At 57.8% G+C, this 21,242-nt stretch carries 19 protein-coding genes and 1 pseudogene; 8 read left to right on the top strand and 12 right to left on the bottom strand.

Features of this window, described 5'->3' with window-relative positions; translation table 11 throughout:
- Positions 1-29 precede the first annotated feature (29 nt).
- From metE to BLLJ_RS04175, 3 genes are all read right to left on the bottom strand, one after another.
- On the bottom strand, positions 30-2,333 hold the full coding sequence (gene metE, locus BLLJ_RS04185; protein ID WP_007052219.1) for a 5-methyltetrahydropteroyltriglutamate--homocysteine S-methyltransferase: 2,304 nt from the start codon (positions 2,331-2,333) through the stop codon (positions 30-32).
- 110 nt (positions 2,334-2,443) lie between these two features.
- Complete coding sequence (locus BLLJ_RS04180) at positions 2,444-3,001, bottom strand: SixA phosphatase family protein (protein ID WP_007052218.1); 558 nt, start codon at positions 2,999-3,001, stop codon at positions 2,444-2,446.
- A 105-nt stretch (positions 3,002-3,106) separates the two neighbouring features.
- Complete coding sequence (locus BLLJ_RS04175; protein ID WP_007054214.1) at positions 3,107-4,177, bottom strand: tRNA (adenine-N1)-methyltransferase; 1,071 nt, start codon at positions 4,175-4,177, stop codon at positions 3,107-3,109.
- Between the two features lie 82 nt (positions 4,178-4,259).
- Between BLLJ_RS04175 and BLLJ_RS04170 the strand changes: the two genes are divergently transcribed.
- Positions 4,260-4,892 carry an alpha/beta hydrolase gene (locus BLLJ_RS04170; protein ID WP_013582556.1) on the top strand — a complete coding sequence of 211 codons (633 nt, stop codon included), beginning with the start codon at positions 4,260-4,262 and terminating at the stop codon, positions 4,890-4,892.
- Positions 4,893-4,932: 40 nt separating this feature from the next.
- On the opposite strand, the gene BLLJ_RS04165 is transcribed toward BLLJ_RS04170, so the two are convergent.
- Entirely contained in the window at positions 4,933-5,892 is a 960-nt protein-coding gene (locus BLLJ_RS04165; protein WP_013582555.1) for an aldo/keto reductase, read from the bottom strand.
- Positions 5,893-6,148: 256 nt separating this feature from the next.
- On the opposite strand from BLLJ_RS04165, the gene BLLJ_RS04160 reads away from it, so the two are divergent.
- The 3 genes from BLLJ_RS04160 (at position 6,149) to BLLJ_RS04145 (ending at position 10,518) form a co-directional block, all read left to right on the top strand.
- Positions 6,149-7,084: an alpha/beta hydrolase gene (locus BLLJ_RS04160; protein ID WP_008783478.1), complete on the top strand. Its 936-nt coding sequence runs from the start codon at positions 6,149-6,151 to the stop codon at positions 7,082-7,084.
- A gap of 235 nt (positions 7,085-7,319) precedes the next feature.
- Positions 7,320-8,267: a zinc-binding dehydrogenase gene (locus BLLJ_RS04155; protein ID WP_013582554.1), complete on the top strand. Its 948-nt coding sequence runs from the start codon at positions 7,320-7,322 to the stop codon at positions 8,265-8,267.
- A 475-nt stretch (positions 8,268-8,742) separates the two neighbouring features.
- On the top strand, positions 8,743-10,518 hold the full coding sequence (locus tag BLLJ_RS04145; protein ID WP_013582553.1) for a hypothetical protein: 1,776 nt from the start codon (positions 8,743-8,745) through the stop codon (positions 10,516-10,518).
- A gap of 308 nt (positions 10,519-10,826) precedes the next feature.
- Here BLLJ_RS04145 and BLLJ_RS04140 read toward each other — a convergent pair whose 3' ends face one another.
- The 7 genes from BLLJ_RS04140 to BLLJ_RS04115 form a co-directional block, all read right to left on the bottom strand.
- Positions 10,827-11,318 (bottom strand): ImmA/IrrE family metallo-endopeptidase, encoded by a 492-nt coding sequence (locus BLLJ_RS04140; protein WP_013582552.1) that lies wholly within the window; start codon positions 11,316-11,318, stop codon positions 10,827-10,829.
- A complete protein-coding gene (locus BLLJ_RS11405) occupies positions 11,318-11,545 on the bottom strand; it encodes an ImmA/IrrE family metallo-endopeptidase (RefSeq protein WP_016507610.1) in 228 nt (75 codons plus the stop codon). The genes BLLJ_RS04140 and BLLJ_RS11405 overlap by 1 nt, the downstream gene beginning before the upstream one ends.
- A 27-nt stretch (positions 11,546-11,572) precedes the next feature.
- Complete coding sequence (locus BLLJ_RS04130) at positions 11,573-12,565, bottom strand: hypothetical protein (protein WP_013582551.1); 993 nt, start codon at positions 12,563-12,565, stop codon at positions 11,573-11,575.
- A 24-nt stretch (positions 12,566-12,589) separates the two neighbouring features.
- Positions 12,590-13,528 carry a TerB family tellurite resistance protein gene (locus BLLJ_RS04125; protein ID WP_013582550.1) on the bottom strand — a complete coding sequence of 313 codons (939 nt, stop codon included), beginning with the start codon at positions 13,526-13,528 and terminating at the stop codon, positions 12,590-12,592.
- A 14-nt stretch (positions 13,529-13,542) separates the two neighbouring features.
- A complete protein-coding gene (locus BLLJ_RS11400) occupies positions 13,543-14,214 on the bottom strand; it encodes a hypothetical protein (RefSeq protein ID WP_231837335.1) in 672 nt (223 codons plus the stop codon).
- 52 nt (positions 14,215-14,266) lie between these two features.
- The gene (locus BLLJ_RS11395; protein ID WP_013582548.1) at positions 14,267-15,157 is read right to left on the bottom strand and encodes a hypothetical protein; all 891 of its coding nucleotides are present in this window, start codon (positions 15,155-15,157) and stop codon (positions 14,267-14,269) included.
- 509 nt (positions 15,158-15,666) lie between these two features.
- Entirely contained in the window at positions 15,667-16,488 is an 822-nt protein-coding gene (locus tag BLLJ_RS04115; RefSeq protein WP_013582547.1) for an ADP-ribosylglycohydrolase family protein, read from the bottom strand.
- 89 nt (positions 16,489-16,577) lie between these two features.
- On the opposite strand from BLLJ_RS04115, the gene BLLJ_RS10355 reads away from it, so the two are divergent.
- Positions 16,578-16,802: a helix-turn-helix transcriptional regulator gene (locus BLLJ_RS10355; protein WP_074709755.1), complete on the top strand. Its 225-nt coding sequence runs from the start codon at positions 16,578-16,580 to the stop codon at positions 16,800-16,802.
- A 743-nt stretch (positions 16,803-17,545) separates the two neighbouring features.
- Here the strand turns inward: BLLJ_RS10355 and BLLJ_RS10085 are convergent.
- A pseudogene (locus BLLJ_RS10085) lies at positions 17,546-17,842 on the bottom strand (IS3 family transposase); the annotation flags it as partial.
- A gap of 158 nt (positions 17,843-18,000) precedes the next feature.
- On the opposite strand from BLLJ_RS10085, the gene BLLJ_RS04105 reads away from it, so the two are divergent.
- From BLLJ_RS04105 to BLLJ_RS04095, 3 genes are read left to right on the top strand one after another with little or no spacing between them, the layout of a single operon-like run.
- Positions 18,001-19,203 carry a site-specific integrase gene (locus BLLJ_RS04105; RefSeq protein ID WP_007053137.1) on the top strand — a complete coding sequence of 401 codons (1,203 nt, stop codon included), beginning with the start codon at positions 18,001-18,003 and terminating at the stop codon, positions 19,201-19,203.
- The gene (locus BLLJ_RS04100; protein WP_013582545.1) at positions 19,200-20,165 is read left to right on the top strand and encodes a tyrosine-type recombinase/integrase; all 966 of its coding nucleotides are present in this window, start codon (positions 19,200-19,202) and stop codon (positions 20,163-20,165) included. Before BLLJ_RS04105 ends, BLLJ_RS04100 begins: the two co-directional genes overlap by 4 nt.
- Positions 20,162-21,217, top strand: a complete 1,056-nt coding sequence (locus BLLJ_RS04095; RefSeq protein WP_013582544.1) for a tyrosine-type recombinase/integrase — start codon at positions 20,162-20,164, stop codon at positions 21,215-21,217. The genes BLLJ_RS04100 and BLLJ_RS04095 overlap by 4 nt, the downstream gene beginning before the upstream one ends.
- Positions 21,218-21,242 lie beyond the last annotated feature (25 nt).

Raw genomic sequence — 21,242 nt, 5'->3', positions numbered from 1 at the left:
CTCATCCAGAGGGAGCTCGGTGATTTCCGCTACTTGTCGAGCTTGGCGCGCACGGCCTTGGCGGCGGCGACCAGGTTCTCCAGGCTCGGCCAGGTCTCGGCGTTACCACGGGTCTTCAGACCGCAGTCAGGGTTGATCCACACCTTCTTGACGTCCATCTTGTCAAGGATCTCGTAGATACGATCCTCGATCTCCTTCTCGGAAGGAATACGCGGGGAGTGAATGTCGTAGACGCCCGGGCCGGCCTCGGTCTCGAAGTGCGCGTCATGAATGGCGTCGAGCACCACCAGATCGCCACGGGAGGCTTCGAAGGAGATCACGTCGGCATCCATCGCGTCGATGTCGCGGATGATGTCGTTGAACTCGGAGTAGCACATGTGGGTGTGAATCTGGGTGGTCGGCTTGACGGCGGAGTGCACCAGACGGAAGGCCGGAACGGCCCAGTCGAGGTACTTGACGTGCCAGTCGGACTTGCGCAGCGGCAGCTTCTCACGCAGGGCGGCCTCATCGATCTGGATGACCTTGATACCGGCGGCCTCGAGATCGAGCACTTCGTCGCGGATGGCGAGGGCGAGCTGCTTGGTCTGCTCCTCGTGGGTGATGTCCTCGCGCGGCCAGGACCAGTTGAGGATGGTCACCGGGCCGGTGAGCATGCCCTTCATCACATGGTCGGTCTTGGACTGGGCGTACGCGGACCATTCCACGGTAATCGGGTTGGCGCGGGAAACGTCGCCCCAGACGATCGGGGGCTTGACGCAACGGGTGCCGTAGGACTGGACCCAAGCGTTCTTGGTGAACAGGAAGCCGTTGAGGTTCTGGCCGAAATATTCGACCATGTCGTTACGCTCGAACTCGCCGTGGACCAGCACGTCGAGGCCGATCTCCTCCTGCTTCTTGATGACGGCGTCGATCTGGGCTTTGATGAACTCGTCGTAGGCTTCCTTGGTGACCTCGCCCTTGCGCAGCTTGGCACGCTCGGCGCGAATCTCCTTGGTCTGGGGGAAGGAGCCGATGGTGGTGGTCGGCAGCAGCGGCAGGCCGAGGGCCTCGCGCTGCAGGGCCTGACGCTCCTCGCGGGCAGGCTGACGCACGTAGTCGGCGTCGGACAGCTTGCCGATGCGCTCGGCGACGGCCGGGTCGGCGGCCACGCGGGTGCCGTCGAACAGAGCCTGGTTGGCGGCGAGGGCGGCGGATGCCTTCTTCTCGTCCTCGGTGGCGTCGGCCAGGGCGGCGACTTCCTTGAGCTCGTCGAGCTTCTGGACGGCGAACGCGAAGTGCTTGAGGTCTTCGGCCGGGATGCCGGTCTCGCCTTCGGTGCTGAACGGCACGTGCAGCAGGGAGGATGCGGTGGAGACGGCCACGTTGGCGGTGACCTGCTTCAGGGCGTCGACCAGGCCGAGGGAGGTGGCGTAGTTGTTGCGCCAGATGTTGCGGCCGTTGATCACGCCGGCGAAGATGGTGGTGTTGGAGGCCACGCCATACTTGGCGACGGCTTCGAGGTTCTCCTCGCGACCTTCGTTGAGGTCCAAGCCGATGCCGTCGAAGCCGAGCAGGTTGACGGTCTCGTACACGTCGGCGATGTGGCCGAAGTAGGTGTTGAGCAGCACCTTGACATTGCCCTTGGCGGACAGGATCTTGGTGTACAGGGTCTTGAAGAGTTCAACGTCGCCCGGCTCCTTGTCGAGCACGAGGTACGGCTCGTCGAGCTGGACCCATGCGGCGCCGAGCTCGTTGAACTTGGCGAGCACTTCGACGTAGACGGCGGCCACGGCGTTGACCAGGCCCTTGTCGAGCTCGAGTTCGGTGGCTTCCGGGGTACGGGCGAGCTTCAGGAACGTGTACGGGCCGATGAACACGGGCTTGGTGTCGATGCCCAGCGCCTTGGCCTCGTTGAACTCGTCGAACGGCTTGGTGGAGTTGAGCTTGATCTCCGCGGCCGACTCGACTTCGGGCACCAGATAGTGGTAGTTGGTGGTGAACCACTTCTTCATCGGCAGGGCGGTCACGTCGCCCTTGTCGCCCTGGTAGCCGCGGGCCATGGCGAAGAGCGTGTCCTCCTGGTTGTCGAAGGAGAGACGTGCGTAACGCTGCGGAATCACGTTGAGAAGGATGGCGGTGTCCAGCATCTGATCGTAGTAGCTGAAGTCGTTGCTGGGAATGAGGTCGATGCCGGCGGCCTGCTGCAGCTTCCAGTGCTTGGCGCGCAGTTCGGCGGCGGTGGCCTTGACGGCGGCGAGGTCGTTGGCACCCTTCCAGTAGCCTTCGATGATCTTCTTCAGTTCGCGGTTCTGCCCGATGCGGGGGAAGCCGGAGACGGAAGTCAGAGTGGACATGAATCCTCCAATGTATGCGTTCGTAACCCGACTTAGGGTAGCAAAACATCCGGATTCCGGCCCTTATAAATGGCCGCAGAGTGTCGTTATAGATGGAATTTATATCCGCTTTAGTCGAAGTCTTTCACATTGATGACCGCGAGCAGTTCGCCGCTGTGCACCTGCCATTCGTCGAACGGTTTGTTCGATCCCATGATCACGATGGATGCGGGCGAAAGTCCCAAATTCAGCAGGTCGAGTCGTTCGCCGTCGGAGTCGGCGGAGGCGAGCCATTGGGCGCTGATCGACACAGTCGGCTCGTGGCCCACGATCATGAACACGCGATTCTTGGCCTTGACGTGGGCGAGCTCGTCGAACACCGCCTGCACTCCCCCGTCATACAGGCTGATGCGGTAGTCGACGATTGGCTTGTCGCCAAAGGTCTTGAGCATGCGGTCCAACGTCTGGCGCGTGCGGGTAACGGACGAGCAGGAGATTTGGTCGGGCACCAGTCCCAACGACTCGATGCCCTTGCCCACGGCCTTCGCCTGTTTCAGACCTTTGTCGGTGAGCTCGCGCTCCGAGTCACCCTTGTCGCCGAACGGCTCAGCCTTGGCATGCCTCATGATGATGAGAATATGGTCGTATTTCTTCGCCGCTTTGGCGACTTTACTCAGCTTGATGCCCATCCGTGGCTCCCTTCACGAACCGTCTGCCCGGTGTGGCGGTGTGGCGGTGTGGTATTGCTTCCAGTATAGAGGTGTGTGAGCGTTCACAAACTCATCGTTTGGCGGTTATTCGTGCGTATTGCCAAGTTCTCCCACCTGACGGTCGAGGTCGCGCAACACCTTACGTAGTTTGTGGTCGGAGATGTCGCGCAGTTCCAGTTCCTCGATCTGCGCTTCACGCTGTTCGTCGGTGAGCGAGTCGATGTCGGTCTGTGTGTCCTTGGTCACGCGATCGCGCTTTCTGAGCGCCTCGAACCCGGAGGCCATGGCGCGCGAGATAACAAGGAAACCGGTATGACCGATCATCTGGTGGTCGGGGCGTACGGCGAGGCCCTGGGCCTTCCATGTGCGTTCGAACGATTCCTGGATCTGCGGCTCGGTCCAGCAGCCGGCCGCGCGCAGGGCTTCGGCCATGCGGCTCATCTGCGTGGTGGTAGTTACGTAACTGACCAACACGCCGCCGGGGGCAATCACGCGGTATGCCTGCTCGAGCCTGTTCCACGGGTCGAGCATGTCGAGCATGATGCGGTCGAACCAGTGTTCGGGCAGTTCGGCGGCAACGGAATCGAAGTCGCCGGTTTTGAGATCCCACCAGCTGGGGGCCTCGCCATAGTACAGCGTGGCATTGGCTTGGGCGACCTTGGCGAATTCGGGGCGCAGCTCGATCGTGGTCAGGTGGCCGCGCTCGCCCACGGCGTCCAGCAGGTTCACGCTCATCGCGCCCGAGCCGGCACCGGACTCAAGCACGCGCATGCCGGAGCGGATGTCGCCGAGCTGAATAACTTGGGCGATGTCCTTCGGATACATGATCTGCGCGCCGCGCGGCATCGAAAGCACATAATCGGCCAGTCGCGGGCGCATCACCGCATACTCCCAGCCGCCGATGGCGCGCGACGATTTCCACGGCTTGTTCTTGTCTTTCTCGGGGTAGACCTGATTGACCTGTGCCTCGCGCTTGGCATGCACGGTGAGGATTACGGTGCCTTCGGTCTTGCCAATCACATCGTCATGCAGAATCAGGCCATGCTCGGTCTGCGTGGAGCCGCCGGCCACAAGCTGATCGGTGATCTTCTTGCCCTTGCGGTCGGTGAACTGCACTTTCTCGCCTGCGGTGAGAGGCCCGCGCCTCGGCTCCATAACTTGCTCCTTGCGTGCTCGGTGGGTCAATCGCTACAAGTCTAATGCATGTAAGCTCGCTGGTGAGGTGATGACGATGCGAATGCAGATGACAAGCCAGATCGATGCCGGCGGCAATGACCCCATTTTCCTGATGTTCCACGGTTACGGCAACGACGAAAGCGAGATGATGCGGATTCTCGACGCCGTATATGCGCCGACGCGAGCCGATGCGGCCCCGGCCGCAATTGCCGCCGTACCCAGCTATATCTCGTTCCGCGCCACCTACGCGAGGCCCTATATGGGCGGCAATTACTGGTATCCCGACGGCTGCGGCGTGGACGAGCGCCAACGCGAATGCGCGGCGGTCGGGGATGCGGTGGCTTCACTGCTGGATGCCTCGGCATTCGCCCATCGCAGGAAGATATTGATCGGTTTCTCCCAAGGCGGTTATCTGTCGTATCGTCTGGTCAAGGTGCATCCGACGTTGTTCGATGCCGCGATCCTGCTCAGTCCTTCGTTCATGGGCGAGGAACAGGCGGCGCTTGACTCCCCTACCCGATTCTTCCTGGCGTATGGCGCGCAGGACCGCACGATTCCGCTGCCCGACCAGCAAACGGCCCATCAGGTCCTTGAACGGGCCGGACATCTGACCTATCGCGAGTATTCCGGCATGGCCCATGCCATCTGTGATGAGGAAATCGCCGATATCCGGGATTTCCTACGTGCCATATGATGCCGGTGAGTGAAACACGGGTTGTCGAGTGGTTCCGCAATCACATCAACGGATTGCCGGCTGCCTGATACAGCGACCACCAGTCACGGCGTTCGAGTTCGATATCGGCACCGGCCGCCATCTGGCGGATGCGCTCCGGTGTCATTGAGCCGAGCAACGGCTGGATACCGGCGGGATGACGCAGAATCCAAGCGACGGCAATGCCGTTGGGCGTGGAACCGTATTTGCCGGCAAGACGGGTCAATTCGGCGTTCAGCTCGGGGAAATGCTCGTTGCCGACGAACGGACCGTATTCCGTGCCGGATTGGAATGGGCACCATGCCTGAATGGTCATATGCTTCAGCCGTGAATAAGGCAGGATGCCGCCGGTGCGATCGGCTGCGGGATCGCTCGCCATATTGAATTGGATTTCAGCGTCGAGCATCTGTGTATGCATCAGGCCGAACTGCAGTTGGTTGATTTCCAATTTCTGACGAAGGCCGCTTTGCAATAGTTCGATCTGCCACGGGCCCATATTGCTGACTCCGAAATGACGCACTTTACCGCTTGATTCCAACGCGTCGAATGCTTCGGCGACCTCGTTCAACTCAAACAGCGTGTCAATACGGTGCAGCAGCACGGCGTCGACGTAATCCGTCTGCAAAGCCTCAAGCTCGTGATCGAGTGCGTCAATCAGATGCTTGGCGCTGAAGTCATATCCGTTGGCGCCGCCATCGTTTTCGCCGAAACTGTAGTCGATGCCGAACTTGGTTTGGATGAAGATGGTGCTGCGGTCGAGTCCTGCGTCCTTCCACGCTTGGCCGAAACGCTTCGAACTGGCGTGCGCGGCATGATCATGGAATCCATAGATGTCCGCCGTGTCGAAATAGTCGATGCCAGAATCATGGGCCACGGCCACGGTACGTGCCGCATCGGCGGCATCCAGCGCGTCCATGCGCATCACACCCAGCGCCACTCGTGACGCAATCATGCCGGATTGTCCGATTTCCTGAGTCTTCATAGTGTCTCATTTCTGTTATCGTGAATCGGCGAACGGGCACTGTCCGCCTCGTTGCCGGGCAGCAATCTCCATTGCCGCGGCTTATGTCACCTTATCGCTTGAAGTGCACTTGAAGGCAACTCGCAGGCAGGCAGCGCGCGCTGCCGGGCGCGTCTTCGCGTCTTCATGTCTTCGCTGTGATCGAGACATCGTTGTGCCGTGATCATGCCTATTTCTTGTATGATGACCTCTATAGCAACAGAGCTAGGGGGATTCCATGAACACTACCGATTCATCCAAAGTCAGTGATGCCAACGCCGGCGCAAACAATGTCATCCATATCCCGCACAATCCCACGCTTGCCGGATTGGCCACGCTGACCCGCAACGTGGCGTACAAGACCGGGGCCGATAACCTGGTGATGGATATCATCTCACCACAATCCACCGGCGATGACGATGACCGCCGCTACCCCACCGTGGTATTCGTGCAAGGCAGCGCCTGGACCACGCCGCATCGCGACTACGAGATCCCGCAGCTCTCGGCTTTGGCCCGCGAAGGCTTTGTGGTGGCTACGGTGAATCATCGCGATGCCTCGAGCGACCCCCACGACATGTTCCCCGCATATCTCGAGGACGTCAAAGCAGCCATCCGCTATCTCAGGGCAAACGCACGTCAATGGCACGTGGACCCCGACCGTCTCGGTATCTGGGGCACGTCGTCCGGCGGCAACACGTCGCTGCTGGTGGGGTTGACCGCCGACGATCCGAGGTATGAGGATGGCACCAATGCCGATGAAAGCGATGCGGTGAAGTACGTGGTCAGCTGCTTCCCGCCCACTGACATGCTTGAAGCTGTCGACGCATTCGACGATGAGACCAATCCATTCCGGCTGTATTATTTCGGCCCGTTCGCGGCCGTGGTGGGTGCGACCCATGAGACCGGCATCAATGCCGAGGTCCGTCAGCGTGCGGCTGATATGAGTCCCTACCTGCAGGTGCGGGATGACCAGCAGTATCCGCCGATGCTCCTGTTGCACGGTACCGCCGACACCGTGGTCCCCTATCATCAATCCGTCAAGATGCGCGACCAACTGGTCGAGCACGGCGTGGACGCGCAGCTGGTGCTAGTCGACGGCGCCGAACATGAGTACGATTTCTGGAGCCAGCAGGTCTTCGACGTGATCTTCGATTTCATTCGTGAGCGGAGCTGAACACATCATGCTTTTGGGCAGATAGTGCGACCCAAACATCCCGTTGTCTACTTAGAAGTGCAACACCCTTTAAAAAGGATGTTGCACTTCTAAGTAGACAACGGGCCGCGTGGGTCGTTCGCCCGGCTGCCCTACGATAGAGGGTGTCGCCGTATTCCCAACGGCGCAGTCCGTGCCCGGGACGAGGGGCTCGGCCGAATGGCGCGACGATGCGCCTTGAAGTTAAGGAGTCATGATGAAGTCATGGAGATTCACCGGCACCAATGAACCATTGCAGCTCGCCGAGCTGCCCGAGCCGACCGCCGGACCGGGGCAGGTCGTCGTCGACGTGAAGGCGGCCGGCATCTGCCACACCGATGTGGGCATTCTCACCGATCCGGGCTGGATGACGATGCTGGCGCAGGTGCCGGTCACGCTCGGCCACGAGGATGCCGGCGTGATCAGCCAAGTCGGCGAGGGCGTGGACGATTTTCAGGTGGGCGACCGCGTGGCGATATGCCCGACCACGCCGGCCGGCTGCCCCGGGTCCTCCTTCGACGGCGGATTCGGCCCGAAGATCGTGGTGGGCACGCAGGCGCTGGTGCGCATTCCCGACGAGGTGGATTTCGTCAACGGCGCCGCGGCCACCGATGCGGGCATGACCTCGTACGCGGCCGTGGTGCGCCGTGGCGGCGTGAAGGCCGGCGACAGGGTCGGCATCATCGGATTGGGCGGGTTGGGCCAGATCGGCGCCCGCGTGGCCCATCTGCTGGGCGCCGAGGTGCATGTGGCGGAGATCAAGGAGGATATCTGGCCGCTGGCCAAGGAACTGGGCGCGGTGGACGCGCGCCAGTCCATCACGGACTATCCGAAGGGATTCTTCGATGTGATCGTCGACTTCGCCGGATTCGGCGACACCACCGCCGACGCGGTGGACGTGATCAGGCTGGGCGGCGTGGTGGTGCTCGTCGGCATGGGCCGGTTGGAAACCACCATCGATGCCAAGTCGCTCATCGTCAACCAGTGCGATCTGCGCGGATCCAACGGCGGCACGCCCGACGACATCCGAGGCGTCTACGAGCTGATGCGCACCGGCAAGCTCACGCCGGTCACCACGACCGTCTCGTTCGACGAGGTGCCGGAGGCGATCGAACGACTGGAGCGCGGCGACGTGGTCGGCCGTCTGGTCATCAGCTACGAGTGAGGGATGGAGTCAGCTGGGACAGCGTACTTCGGCTATGCTGTCCCGACCATTCGCCTAGAGGAATGGTTCGTCGGTTCACGCCCTCGCTGGCGGGAGCATGAGCCGACTCACGATCCGGCTCGGTCAGTCTCCGGCAACGGGGCGTGGGCCGGGGGTCATACTTGGTGGGATGAGCTACCGGGCTCTTGCTCACTTGCGAATCTCCAATCCGTCTAGAGTCTGGACTCAGCTAATACTAGTGTTTAGCCAAGTCGAGGTACGTCTGTTTGTCATCAACCGTCCGAAGTCAGCGATTGCCGCCGCCGTAGGCTTGCGTCAAGGCCACATGTTAGAACATATGTTCTAAGGGTTCCGGCTCGTTAGATACGTGACAAAGCGGGTTACTTGCGGCACAAGCGGCGCGCCAAAGACGAATCAACCAAGCTAGAGCTGATGATAATGGGTAGTTGCCGACTTGGCAAGAAGCGAGGTTTTCGTGGTTGATCCTATTCCATGGGGGAATCTGTCCGGCGAGGATATGGAGACGCTGCTTGCCGTATTTATTTGCAAGCAGCGTCCTGAGGCAAACCGTGTTCGCCCTTCATCCGGTGACAATGGGATAGATCTTCAGGTGAAGAACGGTGATGGCACCTATGACGTTTATCAGGTGAAGAAGTTTGCCCATACTCTTAAAACCAGCCAGAAGAGTCAGATTAAGAAGTCGCTGAAGTCGCTGAACGACTATATCCGGGAAACCGGCTATAAGGTGGCGAACTGGTATCTGGTCTTGCCCTTGGATCCAACTCCGCAGAATCTGAAATGGTTCAAGGAAATAACGAAGGAACTGCCATATAATTGTGATTGGGTCGGGCTACCCAACATCCAAGCTTGGGCTACCGATATGCCCGAGGTCTATGACTATTTCCTCGGTAACGGTATACGCGAAGTGGAGCGATTGGTCCATACATTTATCGAAGCCGCTCGTGTGGACGATCTGCATGATGATAAAGCGCTGCTGTCGAAACTTCACTCGATTTGTGACATGCTGGAAAATCGTGATCCCAACTATGCCTATACCGTGAACATCGCCAGTAAGTTCGACGAGCATTCATATTTCATTACGAGACCGAACCTCGTTTTCTCTTTTTTGGAAAAGAGGCCGGACGGGTCGTCAATCACCGTTGATGTGATCGCCAAGTACAAGGAAGCGACGTCATTCGCGAAGATAACCTTCCCCGTGCAGTTTGTGCCACAGAACCAAGAGCAACGTGAGCAGCTTGAGTCGTTCAAAAAATATGGCACCTCACTTGCTGATTTCCCTGTTCGTCTTGCGGATACTGGCAATATCCCGTTTCTGAAGGACACGCTGCCCGATGCGCAGATACAGTCCTGCCGGGCGTTCATTCTCCCGCAGAATGAAGGGAATGATTTAGAGCTTATCTTGGCCTCGCCTTCTGCTTCCGTGTCGCTTAAACAGGTTGAGCGCACTCACGGGATTGAAGGCGGTGCTCAATGGACTGGTGAGGATGAAAGCGAGTGCCTTCGGGTCCAACTTATTTTTGATGGTGATGCGACCACGACGGTCAAGATGAATTTCACCATCAAAAATATAGTGGGCAAGCCGGTTGATAAGGTCAAAGACGCCATAACCGTTTGTCAGGAGCTCTCGCAGGGATCGGAGTTCAACCTTCACTCGCCTGACGGTGAAGCCTTCCTGTCTATTGACAACTTGCCGACTAATAATCTTCCTGATTTTGCGCAGCTGCAAGAAATTGCCCAGCTGTACAGTGATCTTCAGCGGCGTTCCTCGTCAGAGATCTTGTTCCCGGAGTTCAAAGAAATCAGAGACTTCGACATCCAGAACGACATTATCGCTCTGGCTCTACTGGAACATAAGAATGCTTATATCTTCCACAAGTGGGACGGACTATCCTTCACTCTTAATCCAGGCATGTCGATACGCAAGGTGAGTTTCCCTTCTTGCATTCATGGAGTCAGCCGTTTGAATGCCTATGTGGGAAGGCGGAAAGTCTTCCTTGGATACTATCAGTGGTACGCAAACGTCTCTGGATGCAAAACGATTTCCGAGAAAACCGGAGAATACAGGTTGCTGCCGATGGATGGAGTCAATGGCGTGGTGGCTAAGAAAATTGTCACAGCCACTGCCAAGGTCCGGAAATACGAATCACAAGTATTCTTCGGCGATGTAATAGATTTCTCGCACATTACTCTAATCCCGCTCGACGAAAGTGACCATAGGGATGGTAAGTAAACCAACATGCTCAGCTCCAAGAGTTCATAGGAGAGAATCGGACAAGTTGATTGGTGTCCAACGCTGTTCCTCAGTCATTCCAGTTCATTTGACTGGGGAACACCCGCGCCGCTGTGGACACAACCGGGACACAATGACCGCAGAGAACAGCGAAATCAGCAGCAATCAACGAATCTCGCGAACGTCACCAGAACGGCGTCATTGCAACGAAAAATGCGATTAACGAAACCAACGGAAACCAGCGAAGCGACCTCTCAAAAGAACAAGGGGTTACTCAGTCATTGCACAACCCAGATTGCGATGTCAGCTCAAACAGATTCATTTCGACCCAAGATGGCTCTCTGACTCAGGCTACTCCCACCCGTAACCGCCCAAATATTTCCAAACGACAATCCATGCAATTCTTTGGGCACAAGCCCGGTCTCCTCACTCACCGTAGAAACCGATATGCCCTTCTGCCTATTGGTATCAGCCACGAATCGGAATACCTTCGACTGTTCTGGGCGCAGATCACGTGGCTCGCCACTCTTGTATCCTTGAACCGTCAGTTCTGAGCAAACCTGCCGATATTCCCATTCAGACAATCGGCCCAGCTCATAGGCCCGGCGAGCCATAGCCATTGCGGAAACCTTGAAATAATGTTTCGCAGCCAAAATCTGCGACACTGAAGCGTGAGTCGGCACCATGCCCAGAACACGGCGCTTCGGCATCAAAAGATTCGCGGCGAACGAATGAGCTTCACCTTCGATATCGCGCGTTACTGCGGCAGCTACATCCTCGGATACCATTTCACGCATCATCAGATGCCCATTCCATGTGCGATATCAAAACGGACACGTTCTGCGGTCTTGCTGGTATCTACCGCGATATACGGCACACCATCGAACATAAAACTGAAAGCATCCACTTCTCGTCCGACAGTCGGCAGACTAAATAGTCGAATGCCATGAGCTTCCGCAAGACTCGTCATCTCGGGCAACGGATTCTCGCCATATCCCAAAATCAACGGAAGAAGACACAGAACCATCAGTCCAGCTCCGGAATCCTCATCCCATCAAATGCCACTGTTCTTCATCAGCTTCTCCGACTCCAAAGTAAGTGACCCATCCTCGGCCAGCAGAGGAGTATCTAGCACGGCCTTGATTGATGCTGCAGTGGACGCAGCTGCGGCAATAGTCTTCTTACTTTCCTGACGGAATTGCGAATAATCCGTTCCCTCGGTCTTTATGATATTTTCCATTTCAAGAATTGAAGGCAGGAATTTAGCATCAAGACGGGCAAGCAAAGCGTGGAACATATAACTACGCCGACGAATGGCAACGCACTGGTCCGCACCGGCCATCATCTGCTCACAATATTTGCTTGCCTCAGCAGACTGGGTCTTCGCTTCCTCAAGGTTTTTGCCACCCTTGGCACCGATGATAACGCCCATGACCAGCAATGCAGGACCTGCGACTAAACCTCCAAGTACAGCGGCGCCACCGGCCATGCCCAAGCCACCTGCAGCCAAGGACCCTCCCCCGAAGAACGCCAACGTGGCGTTGGAAGCAGCCACACCACTTAATGCACTGATCGCAGTTCCTGTGGAAGCCGTGGCAAGTGCCGACGCGGCACTATATGCGCCAAACGCAGCCAATGCACCGCTGGCTGCCCCGGCCACACCGCCTTCCAGCAAAGACGAAGCTATGTTTCCCATGGTTTTAAGTTCATCAAAAGCCGCTTTGTCTATGCGCAGTTTATTGAGTTCATCAAGCCCTTCGGACGCGGTGAAATCAACATTTTTCAACTGTTGAAAAGCATCAAGGAAGCGCTGAACGCTCCCATCCAAAATGATGACTTTCTCTTTGCCCAAGGCATTCAGGGAATCCGAACATTGCCCACGAAGCTTTTCGAGGTTATTAGCTGCCCATCGAATGCGTGCTCCGGAATTGTCGTTAAGCTGATTCGCCGTGTGCTGATCAAGACTACCTTTGGCAGCCATACCCACGCCTGCGGTACCGGCAGCAGCGGCCATTCCGATGAATAGTGGAACAACAAAAAATGGCATAGTGAATTCCTTCCTGGGTTTCTCTTATTTGCGTCCAAAGAGGCCACCGAAGAAGCCTTGTACAGCATTGGCCGCATCGCCCGCACGTTTTGCAGCCTCATTGGCCGCATCGCCCGCACGTTTTGCAGCCTCATTGGCTGCGTCACCCGCACGTTTCGCAACCTCATTGGCTGCGTTGCCTACCGGTTTCAGCACTGCATCATTCACCGGCTTCAGCGCATCGCCAACTTGGTTGAGAACAGGAGCAACATTATTGTCAAACGTATGCTTCACCGCATCCGCGGCTCCCTGAGCACCCTGCTGAACCTGATCCACAACCGGAGCGACCACCGAGTCAACGGCATCCTTGGTCTGATCAAACACGTCCTTCTCTGGAACCATGACTTCCGGGGCTGGCGCGGCTGTCTCGTCTTCAATCAGCAACACGGCAGCGTTTTGGAGAACATTCACGCGCTCTTCCAGCTGATCCACCATGGGGCGAACTTCACTATATGGCAGTTCGGAATTGCTGATCCAGTCGAGCTCGCCTCGCACGTCATACGCCGCGCGCATAAGATGTTCCATTTCGGGGTATATGGAACGATCGGCAATCATCGTCCGGGCAATATGTCTGATGAGTCTGCTTTCTACTGCATCATATTCCCCATCGGCGAAGGCAACTGACAACATATTCCACAGAAGCAGCCTTGGTGCAATTCCTGCAGCTCTTTTATCCGTTCGATGCGACAAGACTGCATCAACACCCTCAACAATTACGTCGTAGCGATCATCGGAATCGTGGCACTGGTTTATACGCTCATCGCACGAATCGATAATCTCTTTGCGATAATCATGGAAGTGCTTTGCATCCAAATTGTCACCTATATGATCGAATAGTGCGCGTTCGTCGTCACGGACTGATCCATCGACAGCAATCAGATAATAAAATGCTTGTAATGCATCACGTGTTTTGATGTACTTCATTAACTGGCTCCTCCTTATAAAACGAAATTGTCGTCTGACGCCATCAAATCATCAAACTCCTGCTGAGTCCGAAACCTTGGCAAGTATCCCAAGGATTCTTGAATCTCGGCGTTTCCGGCCAAATATCCATCAATATCATTGGAAATCAACGCTTGATCCATTGCATCGAATGCTCTATTAAACAATTCATCATGAGTCGCCAGATAATTCTCGACATCCCTAGACATATCACGCCTATATTGGCGGATGAGCTCCACCGCTTCCGCACATTCGCGTTCCACACGAATACGCTCCTCTTTCGCCAGCTCATAGTCATGCAGAGCAGTGGATAATTCCTCATATATGGCAACAGCTGCAGCATATCCCAAGGTGCTTCCAGCCATACCAACCATCGCAGCCATAAAAGCACCATCTGCAGGTATTGCGGCCATCGCCACGGCAACGCCCATCACTCCTCCGAGCTGCCCCATTCCCTGCTGGCCGAGGCGCTCTATACAAACAGCTCCAGTAATCTCGCCGCGGCAATACAGTGCAACCACCTTGGAAACATCCGTTACAGTGGAGACCATCGTAGCTGCAACGTTCGTTCTCGATAGACTACGCAGATACTCGCTCGACGCGTTTTGCATGGCACCCTTAATGGCAGCGCCGGAAAAAGCGGTGACATAGCCGAACGCCGCAGCCAAGCCTGCATCGACGCCGACGTTTCTCGCTGCCTCCGCTGGCTCAATAGAGCCATTAATGCATGGCAACCATATTTCGAATCAGAGAAACACCACCACCAATCAGCGCACCATTCCTTGCCTGCTGCAGACCGGCTTTATTGGCAACTTTGGCTACATCTTTCGCCACCATGCGTCTGGGATGTTCTCGCGCATACAACGCTTCTCGCTTGGTAAGTCCACTTTTCCGCAGGCTTTTCTTAATCTGTTTCAGATCATCGATTTGCTGCTGAATAGACTCTGGAGAATTCTTGCCGGCAAGCCGATCTCCATCCAGCTCGCCCTGAAGTTTTCGTATCTGTCCGTTGATGCCGTCAGGCCCATCACCCATCAGTACATCGTAATAATCATCCGGAATATTCATGATGACGCCTTCATTACGATATTTCGCATATTCCTTGCTTTTCAACGCATTAAGCAGCTCTTTCGGGCTACTGCCGACGAACTTCATTTGAGCCTCGGAGCCGATGATCGTTTTGCCCAATCCATCCACTTCGACAATATCCACGATGGGGTCGTTCGATGTCTGCCGTCCATCTGAATGCTTCACGTCATCATATCGTTTGAATCGCGTATCGTTGCCAGCAATAATGTTATCGGCGTTCTTCCTGGCTACCGACTCAACCTCGGCACTAAAACCCGCTTGCTGAGCTATGTTCTGCTTTTTGAATTCATTACTTGTCGGCGTTTCAGCAATGGACTTCAAGGTCTTAGACAGTTTGGAATTACCATCGGCAGCATTCTCTCTATCACCCGCATAGGCCGCTAAATGTTCCTTGACGGCAGAACCAAAGCGTTGCACGGTTTCCGCCGCAGCACCTTCCAGCGCCTTTCCCATAATGCGACGGTTTTCGTCTTCCTTGCGTTCCTCGTTATTTCGACCGATATGAGTTTCATCATCCGCCATAGGATGCCCCTCGTATATGCCACATCTACGCCAACCACATATATCAGAAAAAAATGTTCTAATACTGTAATCAGTTCTTCAGCCGTAACCTGTTAATAATCCTACATTATAGCGGCAGAAAAACTCACCATATCGTCATCCTCGATTAACGATTAGATAGACATACTTTTGCGAACAACACAGGCACCACCGTATGGAATGTGTCCAACAACCGTTGGCAAAGCCAAATCCCTCACACTATTCGAACCCGGATGCGTCTCAATCTCTGTCCCCCACTAGCGGCGTATCCCCGTCCAAAGCAGTCTGGGCGTCGAGCAAGTGGGATTCGATGATGCGCATCCAGAAGAAGGGAGTTCTCGGCAATGTTCAGCGGAACGAGACATGGGAGTGTCCAGTGCTTGGGCGTGATCGTGGAGAACAGTAGGCAGGGAGTCCTCACTGTTGATGGTGGCGTACTGGCCATCTTCATCGCATACAGAAACAGTAGGTTGCTACTCGCCGCGAGCGCCTTAATGCCACGCCGACTCCGTCCGTCCAAGCACATCCTCAATAAACTCACGTCCGCGCAATACCGCCAGCCACTGAGCGGGAATGGCATCGAATCCATATTTGATGCCGGCCAGGTATCCGGCGACGGCGGCGGTCGTGTCTGTATCGTCACCCAAGTTGACGGCGGCGAGCACACAACTCGCATAATCATCGGTATTCGCGAGGCACCAGAGCGCCGCCTCATACGTGTCTTTGACGAAGCCGCTCGAACCAACTTCATCACGCGGCATACCGCGTAGCGGTTCATCATCCAGCTCTTGCGGCCATATGCCTTTGATGAGTCCGTCGCGCAACACATCCACCATGCTCGAACAGGCATCCATCGAGATTGCATGGGCGTGCGTGATTGCAGATGCGGCACGTACGTCATCCGCGGAAGCATCCGCGAACGCCAACGGCATGATCCGCATCAGTGAGCCGTTGCCATTGTCTCGTTCACCGCTTAAGCCCACACGCTGCTGCAACGCGATGGAGACCGTTCGCCCGCAATCAAAGACTCGTCCGTCAATCGCGTATTCGCCATTACTCAGCCATGCCAGATATCGCTCTCGCATATCTTCAGTATTGACTTGCCATTCATTGGCGATCAGCGAGTCCAATGTGGCGAGCATCATGCTGGTATCGTCCGACCATGTGCCAATCGGCTGGTTATGCGTACCGTATCCCGTCATACCTTCGCATCGGAAGGTATCTCTCGGCATGAATTCATAAGGTACGCCCAAGGCATCACCGACTGCTTGGCCATACACGGCTGCTCTTAACTGCTCGAATGTTCCGTTCATCATTGACGCCTTTCGATTTATGCCCCTCACTCTACAGATGTTTCAACGATAGGTATAATCGGGCCCACTGAGCATAAGCGAGGTGGGTAATGAGTCTTAGGGAGTTAAGGCAGAAGCGCGGGTTAACCCAGCGTCAACTAGCTGACAAGTCAGGTGTGCCGCACACGCGAATCGCCGCGACTGAGACTGGTTCAAGACCTATCGAAAATATGAGTCTTGGCATGGCTATCAAGTTATGTGACGCGCTCAAGGTCAGTAACCCTCGCAAACTGTTAGAGGCTGAGAGGCCGAAAGAAAACACTAGCGAAAGCTAGGTGTGTGCCCTAATCAATTCAACTCTTCGCCCGACTGTAGGCATCGTATGCAGTCGGCCTAAACTCACTGGGTTCACCCCATAGTCTAGGCACTGGGTCGTTTGACCCCTCGGTTGTTCCGTTCGGGACATAAAGCGAAAGCCGCAAGTGCTGTGAACGCTTGCGGCTTACGTGTTCCCTTGCGGAACTTGGCCCACACAAACGTGCGGGTCATCCTACAACCGAGAGGATATTAACCATGATATATGGTCTCGGCACCGTATGGCGCTGCGATTGCTGCGGCGAATACCATACTCTGCTAATCATAGACGATTACCCTAGGGTGATTGTCCTGATTGATGGCGTGGAAGTGCTGACGCTGAACGTCGGATAACACGCTATCGCGCCGGGGTTTCAGCCCCGGTTTCCTCTCGGTTGTATCAAAACTTAAATGCCCCGCAAATGTTGGTAGCGCTTGCGGGGCTGACCTTTATCAATGCACTCAATAGAGGCAGTACCCAAGTGTACTGCCTCACATGGAAGTGAGGAACCATGACTGATTTATCCTGGATTACCAGGCAACTGACCGGCGAAACTACAAAGACGCTGACAGCACACCGTACACATCTGTGTGAGTATCGATCCGCCGCTCAGAACTACTTTGCAGAGCGAAAACACGGATAGGTCAAGGGAATACCCGGGGGTGGTGACGTTTTGTTGGACTTCGTTGTCTGTATGGTCGTTGGTCAGTGTACCGGATGGTTTCAGGCGACGAGCCCGAGCTGGATGCGTTTGTCCATGATGCTCATGCCGTATTCGGTCTTGATGCGCTTGTCGCGGTACCAGACCATGTACTCGTCGAGCATCGCGGTGAACTCGTCGATCGTCACGCCCCGGAAGCTCCTCTTGTGGAAGAACTCCTGCTTGAGACGGCCGAAGAACCCCTCCGCGGCCGCATTGTCCGGCGAACAGCCCTTCGCGCTCATCGACCGGGTCAGCCCGTGCTCGGTGCAGATGCGGATCCATTCCGGCCACCGGTAATGGCAACCCCTGTCACTGTTAAACCGATGTCGGTTTAACTCCGATTAAGCCGGGTTTGTTGTTAAGCCGGGGAACGGTTCGGGGTCTTGGTGGCTGGCCGTGTCCCATGTGGTTTCCCGGCTTAACGTTCCGGGTTATGTTCGTCTTGTCCCATTTGATTCGAACGAAGGAGTTTGCCATGGGTGAGACGACGGTTGGCCATGTCGCGGGCGAGGTGGTCCGCGCGCTTTACGGGGCCGGTTATATGGAATCCACCATAGGCCAGTACCGCAAGTCCATCAGGGCGTTGGAACGGTACGCCGGAGGCCCGGATGCGGTGTACACGCGTGGGTTGGGCGCGGGGTTCGCCGCGTCGACCTTCAGTGAGCGGACGGGCGGTTTCAGCAGGCAGCGGTGGTTCGATTACGGCAGGCTGGCGCGTTTGTGCGACTCGTATCTGCGGTCCGGTTCGGTGGACCTGGGCAAGTGGCGCAGGAGCAGGCTTGCGGAGCCGGTGGTTCCGGGTTTGGCCGTGGTCATGGAGCGTTGGGAGGCGTATCTCGCCGGTTCGGGACTGGCTTCGGCGACGGTGGGGCATTACCGTCGGATGGCGGGCTTGTTCCTCACGTGGCTGGAATCTCATGGGGTCGTGTCGTTGGACGGTTCGGATGGCTCGCATGTGCTGGGGTTCCTGGCCGGGCTGCGTTCACGCTGGTCGGAGTCGTCGATGCGGCACGCCGCGTCGGACCTGCGCCCGTTGTTCAGATGGCTCGGGCGGGATGACCTGGCGGACGCGATCGGCCTGGCCGGCATACGCAGGACCCACGCGATCGCGGGAACGTTGCCCGACGACGAGCACCGCCGCTTGCTGGAGGCGTGCGCCTCGCGGTCGGTGCCGTCGAGGGACGCGGCGATCACCCTGCTGTCGCTGACGTGCGGGCTGAGGGCATGCGATGTGATCGGTCTGAGGATCGCCGACGTGGATTGGGATTCCATGAGCATAGGTCTGGTGCAGCGAAAGACGGGCAATCCGTTGACCGTGCCGATGACGGGACCGCTGGCCGCGAGGCTGGCGTCCTGGCTGTTGGACGAAAGGCCCGCCACCGACGACGACCGTGTGTTCGTGCGGTACAAGGCGCCCCATGTCGCGCTTCGGGGTCATTCATCGGTGTACGAGGCGATCAGCCGTGTCATGCGGCACGCCGGGCTCGGACGCCGGGGCGGTTCCAGGCTGTTGCGGCGCAACGCGGCGACGAGGATGCTGGAGGCGGCCACGCCGTTGCCGACGATCAGCGCGGTGCTTGGCCACGCCGACCCCGATTCCACACGCGTCTACATGGCCACGCACCGCGGGGGAATGCTCGCGTGCGTGCTGCCCGTGCCGGAAGGCGGATCGTCATGAGACCCACGGAACACGGATTCGTCGGCCCGCTCGCCGGCGAATTGGAGGAGTACATCCGTTTCAAGGCGTCCATGGGCAGGCATGGCGCCACCCGCGTCCAGGTCCTGCGCTCGTTCGACCGGCATTGCCTCGAACACGGGGCCGTGCGTCTGGAGCGGGGCGTCGTGGAGCGATGGATCGCCCATAGGATCGACGCGAATCCCGGGGGTTGCCGCTCGTGGTTCTCGTACATCAGGGACTTCGGCAGGTGGATGCGACTGGCCCACGATCCCGACGCGTACGTGCTCTCCGACCAGTGGAAGGCCGGATCCCCGCGTCCGACGCCGTACCTGCTGACGGACCGCGAGGCCGCCCTGTTCCTGCGGGCCGCGGGAACGTTGGAGTCTCCGTCGCCGTGGGCGTGGCAGTCTCGCGCGTTCTTCATGCTCATGGCCTGCTGCGGGCTGCGCACCCGAGAGGTCAGGAGACTCGCCGTCGGGCACGTCGACCACAAGGCCCGTTCCATCGACGTGGTCGATTCCAAGGCCGGTCGCAGCCGCAGGCTGCCCGTGGGCGACGAGGTCGCCGCCGAACTGCTGGAATGCGACCAACGGTCCCGCGAACGCTTCGGAGACGACCGTCCCGCGTTCTTCGTCACCTCCACCGGCAATCCGGTCTCCCCGGGCATGCCCGGCGTGGTGTTCCGCCGCGTCTGGACGCGGGCCGGGCTCGAGTGGCCACAAGCCGGCAAACGGCCCAGGCCCTATGATTTCCGGCACCGGTTCGCGTTCGCGAACATCGAGCGGTGGACTCGCGACGGCGTGGACGTGATGGCGATGCTGCCCTATCTGGCGGCCTACATGGGACACGCCGGCATCGACAGCACCCTCTACTACGTGCACGCCAGCCTCGATTTCATGGACGGATACGCGGACCTCGTCGCCGACGCCGAACGCGTGGTCCCGGAAACGGAGGAACCATGAGCAAGGCAAGGAAAACGGCCGCCAGCTCCGGTGAACCGGACTTCTGGCGAGTCGCGCGCGACTGGCTGCACCACTGGCTGCCCAAGGTGCGGGGCAGCTCGCCGAAGACCGTCGAGGCGTACCGCATCGGCCTGGAATCCTACGTCCGATGGCTCGAAACCACGGAAGGCACGCAGCGCAGCCACATCGGTTTCGGGCATTTCGACCGGGCGCGCCTGGGCCGGTGGGTCGAATGGATGCGGACCGAGCGCGGGTACTCGGACCGCACCATCATGCTGAGGATGACGACGATGCGCGTGTTCCTCGACCACGCGGGCCTCGAACACCCGGCATTGACCGCGCTGGGCAACGACGCGGCCGGCATACGTGTCAAACCACCCGCGCGCAAACCCGTCGACCACCTCGGGGAGGAGCACACCAAAGCGTTGCTGACCGCATGGGGCACCGGCGACGCCAAATCGCGCAGGAACCGCATGCTCCTGATCCTCATGTACGACACCGCCGCCAGGATCGGCGAACTCGCCGCACTGACCATCGCGGACGTGGGTATGGATAAGCCGGCCAGGGTCACGCTCACCGGCAAACGCGGCAAGAGCCGGGTCGTGCCCCTGGGAGAAAGGACACGAACCCACCTGGCCGCCTACCTCGAGGAATTCCATCCCGGACCGTCCATGCGCGACGGCGACGGGCCGTTGTTCCACTCGACGAGGAACGGCGCCATCCAGCCGCTCTCCGTGGACCGGATCGACGAGATCCTCAAAACCGCGGCGGCCAGAGCACGCCGCGGGACGTGCCCGTCCATGCCCGAACGCGTCCACTGCCACCTGATCCGCCGGACCCGCGCCATGGACCTCTACCAACAGGGCGTGCCGCTACCGCTCATCATGCAACTGCTCGGCCACGAAAGCATGAGCACAACCAGCGCGTTCTACGCGTTCGCGACCCTCGACATGATGCGCAAAGCCGTCGATGCGGCCAACCCCGGCCCCGACCCCTCCAAGGAGACATGGCTCAGCGAGCAACGACTCCGACAACTACACACCCTCAAATAACCCGGAACGTTAAGCCGGGAAACCA

This window comes from Bifidobacterium longum subsp. longum JCM 1217 (assembly GCF_000196555.1).
In the GTDB taxonomy this organism is placed as follows: domain Bacteria; phylum Actinomycetota; class Actinomycetes; order Actinomycetales; family Bifidobacteriaceae; genus Bifidobacterium; species Bifidobacterium longum.
Note: the sequence above shows the minus strand (reverse complement) of the source record. Positions and strands in the feature narration are given on the sequence as shown.

Coding starts and splice junctions, on each gene's coding strand:
- BLLJ_RS04180 (WP_007052218.1), bottom strand. CDS start 3,001: ATGGGCATCAAGCTGAGTAAAGTCGCCAAAGCGGCGAAGAAATACGAC.
- BLLJ_RS04170 (WP_013582556.1), top strand. CDS start 4,260: ATGCAGATGACAAGCCAGATCGATGCCGGCGGCAATGACCCCATTTTC.
- BLLJ_RS04130 (WP_013582551.1), bottom strand. CDS start 12,565: ATGCCATTTTTTGTTGTTCCACTATTCATCGGAATGGCCGCTGCTGCC.
- BLLJ_RS04165 (WP_013582555.1), bottom strand. CDS start 5,892: ATGAAGACTCAGGAAATCGGACAATCCGGCATGATTGCGTCACGAGTG.
- BLLJ_RS04160 (WP_008783478.1), top strand. CDS start 6,149: ATGAACACTACCGATTCATCCAAAGTCAGTGATGCCAACGCCGGCGCA.
- BLLJ_RS04105 (WP_007053137.1), top strand. CDS start 18,001: ATGGGTGAGACGACGGTTGGCCATGTCGCGGGCGAGGTGGTCCGCGCG.
- BLLJ_RS11405 (WP_016507610.1), bottom strand. CDS start 11,545: ATGGTTCTGTGTCTTCTTCCGTTGATTTTGGGATATGGCGAGAATCCG.
- BLLJ_RS04115 (WP_013582547.1), bottom strand. CDS start 16,488: ATGAACGGAACATTCGAGCAGTTAAGAGCAGCCGTGTATGGCCAAGCA.
- BLLJ_RS04125 (WP_013582550.1), bottom strand. CDS start 13,528: ATGAAGTACATCAAAACACGTGATGCATTACAAGCATTTTATTATCTG.
- metE (WP_007052219.1), bottom strand. CDS start 2,333: ATGTCCACTCTGACTTCCGTCTCCGGCTTCCCCCGCATCGGGCAGAAC.
- BLLJ_RS04095 (WP_013582544.1), top strand. CDS start 20,162: ATGAGCAAGGCAAGGAAAACGGCCGCCAGCTCCGGTGAACCGGACTTC.
- BLLJ_RS04100 (WP_013582545.1), top strand. CDS start 19,200: ATGAGACCCACGGAACACGGATTCGTCGGCCCGCTCGCCGGCGAATTG.
- BLLJ_RS04140 (WP_013582552.1), bottom strand. CDS start 11,318: ATGATGCGTGAAATGGTATCCGAGGATGTAGCTGCCGCAGTAACGCGC.
- BLLJ_RS11395 (WP_013582548.1), bottom strand. CDS start 15,157: ATGGCGGATGATGAAACTCATATCGGTCGAAATAACGAGGAACGCAAG.
- BLLJ_RS04175 (WP_007054214.1), bottom strand. CDS start 4,177: ATGGAGCCGAGGCGCGGGCCTCTCACCGCAGGCGAGAAAGTGCAGTTC.
- BLLJ_RS04155 (WP_013582554.1), top strand. CDS start 7,320: ATGAAGTCATGGAGATTCACCGGCACCAATGAACCATTGCAGCTCGCC.
- BLLJ_RS10355 (WP_074709755.1), top strand. CDS start 16,578: ATGAGTCTTAGGGAGTTAAGGCAGAAGCGCGGGTTAACCCAGCGTCAA.